The organism is Mycobacterium sp. UM_Kg27, from assembly GCF_000972905.1.
Classification (GTDB): Bacteria; Actinomycetota; Actinomycetes; order Mycobacteriales; family Mycobacteriaceae; genus Mycobacterium.
In genome coordinates this window covers 70,182-77,206 of sequence record NZ_JRMM01000003.1, presented here as the reverse complement: position 1 = coordinate 77,206, position 7,025 = coordinate 70,182, and the positions used below count along the sequence as shown (strand labels likewise).

The following is a 7,025-nucleotide window of genomic DNA, read 5'->3' as shown; positions in this document are numbered from 1 at the left end:
CCCGCTGCGCCCGGCTCCGCCGCGCTTGCGATCGCCGTGCAGACGGCGGCGACCCGCTGCGCCCGGCTCCGCCGCGCTTGCGATCGCCGCGCAGACGGCGGGGACCCGCTGCGCCGCGCAGCTAAAGCTTGCGCAGCCGCAGCTTGTTGATGGAGTGATCGGCGTCCTTGCGCAGCACCAGGGTCGCTCGCGGCCGGGTGGGCAGGATGTTCTCGATCAGATTGGGCCGGTTGATCGAACGCCAGATGTCGCGCGCGGCGGCCACCGCCTGCTGGTCGTTCAGGGCCGCGTAGTGGTGGAAGTGCGAGTCGGGGTTGGCGAACGAGGTAGAGCGCATCGCCAGGAAGCGCGAGACATACCAGTGCTCGATGTCCTCCACCCGGGCGTCGACGTACAGCGAGAAGTCGAACAGATCAGAGATCATCAGCGTCGGCCCGGTCTGCAGCACGTTGAGACCTTCGAGGATCAAGATGTCGGGGTGGCGGACCACCTGCTTGGCGCTGGGCACGATGTCGTAACTCATGTGTGAGTAGACCGGCGCGCACACGTAGTCGGCACCGGACTTCACCGAGGTGACAAACCGCATCAGTGCGCGGCGGTTGTAGCTTTCCGGGAACCCCTTGCGGTGCATCAGGTTCCGGCGCTGCAACTCGTGATTGGGGTAGAGGAACCCGTCGGTGGTGACCAGGTCCACCCGCGGGTGGTGGTCCCAGCGCGCCAGCAGCGCCTGCAACACACGGGCCGTCGTCGACTTACCCACCGCCACGCTGCCCGCCACCCCGATGACGAAGGGCACCGGCCGATCGGGATTCTGGTCGTTCTCGGCACCCAGGAATTCCGCGGTGGCGGCGAAGAGCTGTTGTCGGGCCGCGACCTGCAGGTGCAACAGACGCGCGAGGGGCAGATAGACCTCTTCGACCTCCAGCAGGTCGACCTGCTCGCCGAGGCCGCGCAGTGCGACGACTTCTTCTTCGGTGAGCGGCATCGGCGTAGACATACGCAGTGTCCGCCATTGACGTCGGTCGAACTCCACGTAGGGAGTCGGCTCGCTAAGCCGCCGCATGACCATACAGTCTTGCAGGAGCCGCGACGGTTAGCCTGATCGGGTATGGAGCCCGCCGAATTGATCCGTGAGTACCTGTTGCTCGGTCTGCGCTTTGACCGCATCGAGCAGGGTTACGTCGACGCCTTCACCGGCGACCCCGAGCTGCAGCGGCTTGTCGCGAACGAGCCGAGGCCCAACCCGTCCGACCTGGCCCGCCAGGCCGAGAAACTGGTCGCGGCACTGCCCGGCGGTCTCGATCCGGCGCGCGCCGAGTACCTGCGGGTGCATCTGCGGGCGCTGGCGTGCGCCGGGCGCAAGTTCGCCGGGGAGCAGGTCGGCTTCGTCGAGGAGGCAAGCGCCTACTTTGACCTGCCGGTCATCGTCAAGGGCGACACCGACCGTTATCGCCACGCCCACGCCCGGCTGGATGAAGCGCTGGGCGGCACAGGCCCGCTGGCCGAGCGGATGGCCGCGCACCGGCGGGCCGAGGAGATTCCGCCGGAGCGGTTGGAAGCGGCCATCCACGCCTTCTCATCGGCACTGCGCGACCGGGTGCGGGTGGACTTCCCGCTGCCGGAGTCCGAGACCATCACCTACGAGGTGGTCACCGACAAGCCGTGGTCGGGATTCAACTACTACCGCGGCGACTACCGCTCCACGGTGGCGGTCAACGCAGATCTCAAACAGTTGACGTCGAACCTGCCGCGGCTGGTGGCCCACGAGTCCTACCCGGGCCATCACACCGAACACTGCCGCAAAGAGGCCGGACTGGTCGAGCAGCTCGGCCAGGCCGAGCAGACCATCTTCCTGGTCAACACTCCGCAGTGCCTGATGGCCGAGGGCCTGGCCGACTTGGCGCTATATGCCGCGGTCGGGCCGGGCTGGGGCGCTTGGGCCGCCGAGATCTACGCCGACCTCGGTCTGCAGTTCGACGGTGTGCGGGCTGAAGCGATCTCCGAGGCGGCCGCGGCGCTGGCCGACGTCCGCCAGGATGCGGCGCTGATGCTGCATGACGAGCATCGCGATGCCGACGAGGTGGCCGACTACCTGCGCCGGTGGTTGCTGGTCACCGATGACCGGGCCCGCCAGACGCTGCGGTTCCTGTCCTCGCCGCTGTGGCGGGCCTACACCTCGACCTACGTGGAGGGCTACCGGCTGCTGCGGGGCTGGCTGGACGCCGCGCCCCCCGGGGTGAGCCTCACCGAGCGGTTCCGCCGGCTGCTCGACGAACCGTTGACCCCGTCGGCGTTGCGAGCCGACGGCGCCCCGGAGACCGGGCGGGGCGGGTGAGTGTGCGGTTTTACACAGCGGACCTCGTGATTTGCGGATAAATCCGCACAGTCGGCGCCAGGGGAGTGATGGCTGGCCTGCGGCAATCGAGTGAAGTTCCGCGTGCCAAACTGGAGGGCGTGACTGCCGCACCGAACACCCGCCCCGCGTCCACCATGTCGACCCCGCTGGCCGAACTCGACCCCGACATCGCCGAGCTGCTCGGCAAGGAACTGGGCCGTCAGCGCGACACGCTGGAGATGATCGCCTCGGAGAACTTCGTGCCGCGGGCGGTACTGCAGGCACAGGGCAGTGTGTTGACCAACAAGTACGCCGAGGGCCTGCCGGGCCGGCGCTACTACGGCGGGTGCGAGCACGTCGATGTGGTGGAGAACATCGCCCGCGACCGTGCCAAGGAACTGTTCGGCGCTGACTTCGCCAACGTCCAGCCGCATTCGGGTGCGCAGGCCAACGCCGCGGTGCTGCAGGCGCTGATGGAGCCCGGCGACCGCCTGCTGGGCCTGGACCTGGCCAACGGGGGACACCTGACCCACGGGATGCGGCTGAACTTCTCCGGCAAGCTCTACGAGAACGCCTTCTACGGCGTCGACCCTGTCACTCACCGCGTCGACATGGACGTGGTGCGCGCCCAGGCGCTGGAGTTCAAGCCGAAGGTGATCATCGCCGGCTGGTCGGCCTACCCGCGTGTCCTCGACTTCGCGGCGTTCCGGTCCATCGCCGACGAGGTCGGCGCGACGCTGTGGGTGGACATGGCGCACTTCGCCGGGCTGGTGGCCGCGGGGCTGCACCCCTCGCCGGTGCCGCACGCCCAGGTGGTGTCCACCACGGTGCACAAGACGCTCGGCGGCCCGCGGTCCGGTCTGATCGTCGGCCAGAAGGAATTCGCCAAGCAGATCAACTCGGCGGTCTTCCCGGGTCAGCAGGGCGGCCCGCTGATGCACGTCATCGCCGCCAAGGCCGTCGCGCTGAAGATCGCCGGCACCCCCGAATTCGCCGAGCGCCAGCAGCGGGTGCTCTCCGGCGCGAAGATCATCGCCGAGCGGCTGCTGGCCGCCGACGTAGCCAAGGCCGGCGTCTCGGTGGTCAGTGGCGGTACCGACGTGCACCTGGTGCTCGTCGACCTGCGGGACTCGCCGCTGGACGGCCAGATGGCTGAGGACCTGCTGCACGAGGTCGGCATCACCGTCAACCGCAACGCGGTCCCGAACGACCCGCGGCCGCCGATGGTCACCTCCGGGCTTCGGGTGGGCACTCCGGCGCTGGTCGCTCGTGGTTTCGGCGACGCCGAGTTCACCGAGGTCGCCGACGTGATCGCCACCGCGCTGGCGGACGGTTCAGCTGCGGACGTGCCGGCGCTGCGAGCGCGGGTTGCCAAGCTGGCGCAGGATTTCCCGCTGTACGAGGGCCTGGAGGACTGGAAGCTCGCCTGATCCGGGAACACGCCGCACCCCGAGTTGACAGGATAGTGTGAATTCGGGTTACAGTTACTTTCATGGCTGAACGTCCCGTTGCTAATGCACTGATCCGCGAGTTGGAACCGGTGGTTGACGCGAACTTGGTCCGCCACATCGACTCGGTGGACCCGTGGTACGCGCACGACTTCGTCCCGTTCGAGCAGGGCCAGAACTTCGCGTTTCTCGGCGGCAAGGACTGGGACCCGTCGCAGGTCACGCTGCCCAAGGTGATCACCGACGCCTGCGAGATCCTGCTTGTCGAGAAGGACAGCCTGGCCGGCTACCACCGTGAGCTGGTCGAGCACTTCATCCTCGAGGACAAGTGGGGACGCTGGATCGGCCGGTGGACCGCTGAGGAGCACCTGCACGCCATCGCGCTGCGTGAGTACCTCATCGTGACCCGGGAGATCGACCCCGATGAGAACGAGCGGGTGCGCATGGAGCACGTGCAGAAGGGCTACCGCGCCGACCGTTACAGCCAGGTCGAGACGCTGGTGTTCATGGCCTTCTACGAGCGTGCCTGCGCCGAGTTCTGCCGCAATCTGGCCGACAAGACCGAGGAGCCGGTGCTCAAGGGTCTGATCGGCCGGATTGCCGGTGACGAGGAGCGCCACGAGGAGTTCTTCGCAAATCTGGTCGCGCACTGCCTGGACTACGTGCACGACGAGACGGTGGCCGCGATCGTCGCCCGGTCCGCCGAGCTCAAGGTCGTCGGCGCCGACATCGATGCCTACGCCGACCGGCAGGCCGCAATCGCCGAGGCCGGCATCTTCGGACCCGACCAGTTGCGTCGGGTGATCTCCGACCGAATCAGCGCTTGGGGCTTGGCCGCCAACCCCGATCTGAAGCCGTTCGTCATCGGCTGAGAACTCCGGCGCGCCTGCGCAGCGCGCACGCGCCGACGGGGGTACCGTCGCAATCGATGGCTAGCCACACGCTTCGCTGTCTCATCGGCACCACCGGTCGTGATTACGACAGGACCGGCCCCGGTTCTGTGCCGTGCCCCCCGTCGAAATGTTCGCGCGGGGTCGCGCGTGCCCTCACCGCTGGAGCGCTTAGTGCCTGAAATCCGGACGTACGTGCTCGACACCTCCGTGCTGCTGTCGGACCCGTGGGCTTGCACCCGGTTCGCCGAACACGAGGTTGTCGTCCCACTGGTGGTAATCAGCGAGTTGGAGGCCAAGCGCCACCACCATGAGCTCGGCTGGTTCGCCCGCCAGGCGTTACGCATTTTCGACGACATGCGGCTAGAACATGGGCGGCTTGATCAGCCCATTCCCGTTGGGACGCAGGGCGGTACGTTGCACGTCGAGCTCAATCACAGCGATCCCGCGGTGTTGCCGACCGGGTTCCGCACCGACAGCAACGACTCCCGGATCCTGACCTGCGCGGCCAACTTGGCGGCCGAGGGGCGCCGGGTCACGTTGGTGAGCAAGGACATTCCGCTGCGGGTCAAGGCCGCCGCGCTGGGCCTGGCCGCCGACGAGTACCACGCCCAGGACGTCATCGTCTCCGGCTGGACCGGGATGGACGAGGTCGAGGCGTCTGTCGAGGACGTCGACGCGCTGTTCGACGACGGTGAGATCGACTTGGCTGTGGCTCGGGATCTGCCTTGCCACACCGGAATCCGGCTTCTCGCTGGTAGCTCGCATGCTCTGGGCCGGGTCAATGCCGCCAAGCGGGTGCAGCTGGTGCGTGGCGACCGGGAGGCGTTCGGCCTGCGCGGACGTTCCGCCGAGCAGCGGGTGGCGCTGGATCTGCTGCTCGACGAATCGGTGGGCATCGTCTCCCTGGGTGGTAAGGCCGGCACCGGCAAGTCCGCGCTGGCGCTGTGCGCCGGCCTGGAAGCCGTTCTGGAGCGGCGCACCCAGCGCAAGGTGGTGGTGTTCCGCCCGCTGTACGCCGTCGGTGGACAGGAACTGGGCTACCTGCCCGGCAGCGAGAGCGACAAGATGGGCCCCTGGGCCCAGGCGGTGTTCGACACCCTCGAGGGTCTGGCCAGCCCGGCGGTGCTCGAAGAGGTGCTGTCGCGCGGCATGCTCGAGGTCCTGCCGCTGACGCACATCCGGGGCCGGTCGCTGCACGACTCCTTCGTGATCGTCGACGAAGCGCAATCACTGGAGCGCAACGTGCTGCTGACCGTGCTGTCGCGGCTGGGCACCGGCTCGCGGGTGGTGCTCACCCACGACGTCGCGCAGCGCGACAACCTGCGGGTCGGTCGGCACGACGGCATCGCCGCGGTGATCGAGAAGCTCAAGGGCCACCCGCTGTTCGCGCACATCACCCTGCTGCGCAGCGAACGCTCGCCGATCGCGGCCCTGGTCACCGAGATGCTCGAGGAGATCAGCGGACCCGACCTGGGCTGAGCCCCCGGTAGGCTGCCGGGGTGGCAAAACCCTGGCATGTCGGTGTTGTTGCGATGGCCGTTGCGGTGCTCGGCGCCTGCACCAGCCATGTCCACGAGGCGTCAGCCGAACCGGTGGACTGCGCCGTGGACAAGTGTGTGGCGCTGACCTTCGACGACGGTCCCTCGCCCTACACCGACCGGCTGTTGGGCATCTTGAACGACGCCGGTGCGCGCTCCACGTTCTTTTTGATCGGCAACAAGGTGGCGGCCGACCCGGCGGGCGCCAAGCGGATCGCCGACGCCGGGATGGAGATCGGCAGTCACACCTGGGAACACCCGAACATGACCACGATCCCGGCTGCGGATGTGCCCGCGCAGTTCTCCAAGGCCACCGACGCGATCCGCGCCGCCACCGGGGTCACGCCGACGTTGTGGCGCCCACCCGGCGGGCTCACCGACGCGGCGGTCAACGCGCGGGCCGCCGAGGCCGGACAGGCCGCGATCCTGTGGGACGTCATCCCGTTCGACTGGATCAACGACGCCGACACCAATGCCACCCGCTACATGCTGATGACCCAGATCAAGCCCGGCTCGGTGGTGCTGTTCCACGACACCTACTCGTCCACGGTGGATCTGGTCTACCAGTTCCTGCCGGTGCTCAAAGCCAATGGCTACCACGTGGTGACGGTCAGCCAGCTGCTCGGCCCGCGCGCGCCGGGCAGTGTGTATGGCAGCCGGGACAACGGTCCGCCCGTCAACGAGCTGCAGGACATCCCGCCCGCGGACATTCCGGGGCTGCCGGCCACGCCGTCGCCACCGCCGATGCCGAACCTCCCGATCACCGACATTGCCGGGGCGAATTCCGGGGGCCCCAACAACGGGGCGTGAG

At 68.1% G+C, this 7,025-nt stretch carries 6 protein-coding genes; 5 read left to right on the top strand and 1 reads right to left on the bottom strand.

From position 1 onward, the window contains the following. Positions 1-121: 121 nt before the first annotated feature. Positions 122-1,063, bottom strand: a complete 942-nt coding sequence (coaA, locus tag LI94_RS01170) for a type I pantothenate kinase (RefSeq protein ID WP_024441096.1) — start codon at positions 1,061-1,063, stop codon at positions 122-124. Positions 1,064-1,108: 45 nt separating this feature from the next. Here coaA and LI94_RS01165 point away from each other — a divergent pair, with 45 nt between their 5' ends. The 5 genes from LI94_RS01165 to LI94_RS01145 all read left to right on the top strand — a co-directional run bounded on the left by LI94_RS01165 (position 1,109) and on the right by LI94_RS01145 (position 7,024). After that, the gene (locus LI94_RS01165; protein WP_046300033.1) at positions 1,109-2,335 is read left to right on the top strand and encodes a hypothetical protein; all 1,227 of its coding nucleotides are present in this window, start codon (positions 1,109-1,111) and stop codon (positions 2,333-2,335) included. A gap of 155 nt (positions 2,336-2,490) precedes the next feature. Continuing rightward, a complete protein-coding gene (gene glyA / locus LI94_RS01160; protein WP_046300042.1) occupies positions 2,491-3,765 on the top strand; it encodes a serine hydroxymethyltransferase in 1,275 nt (424 codons plus the stop codon). Between the two features lie 62 nt (positions 3,766-3,827). Next, positions 3,828-4,655, top strand: a complete 828-nt coding sequence (locus LI94_RS01155; protein WP_046300032.1) for an acyl-ACP desaturase — start codon at positions 3,828-3,830, stop codon at positions 4,653-4,655. 192 nt (positions 4,656-4,847) lie between these two features. Then, complete coding sequence (locus LI94_RS01150; protein WP_046300031.1) at positions 4,848-6,155, top strand: PhoH family protein; 1,308 nt, start codon at positions 4,848-4,850, stop codon at positions 6,153-6,155. A gap of 53 nt (positions 6,156-6,208) precedes the next feature. After that, positions 6,209-7,024, top strand: a complete 816-nt coding sequence (locus tag LI94_RS01145) for a polysaccharide deacetylase family protein (RefSeq protein WP_082105625.1) — start codon at positions 6,209-6,211, stop codon at positions 7,022-7,024. Position 7,025: the final 1 nt, after the last annotated feature.

Excerpts from the sequence above, each read along its gene's own strand:
- coaA (WP_024441096.1), bottom strand. The coding sequence starts at position 1,063 with ATGCGGCGGCTTAGCGAGCCGACTCCCTACGTGGAGTTCGACCGACGT.
- LI94_RS01165 (WP_046300033.1), top strand. The coding sequence starts at position 1,109 with ATGGAGCCCGCCGAATTGATCCGTGAGTACCTGTTGCTCGGTCTGCGC.
- glyA (WP_046300042.1), top strand. The coding sequence starts at position 2,491 with ATGTCGACCCCGCTGGCCGAACTCGACCCCGACATCGCCGAGCTGCTC.
- LI94_RS01155 (WP_046300032.1), top strand. The coding sequence starts at position 3,828 with ATGGCTGAACGTCCCGTTGCTAATGCACTGATCCGCGAGTTGGAACCG.
- LI94_RS01145 (WP_082105625.1), top strand. The coding sequence starts at position 6,209 with ATGGCCGTTGCGGTGCTCGGCGCCTGCACCAGCCATGTCCACGAGGCG.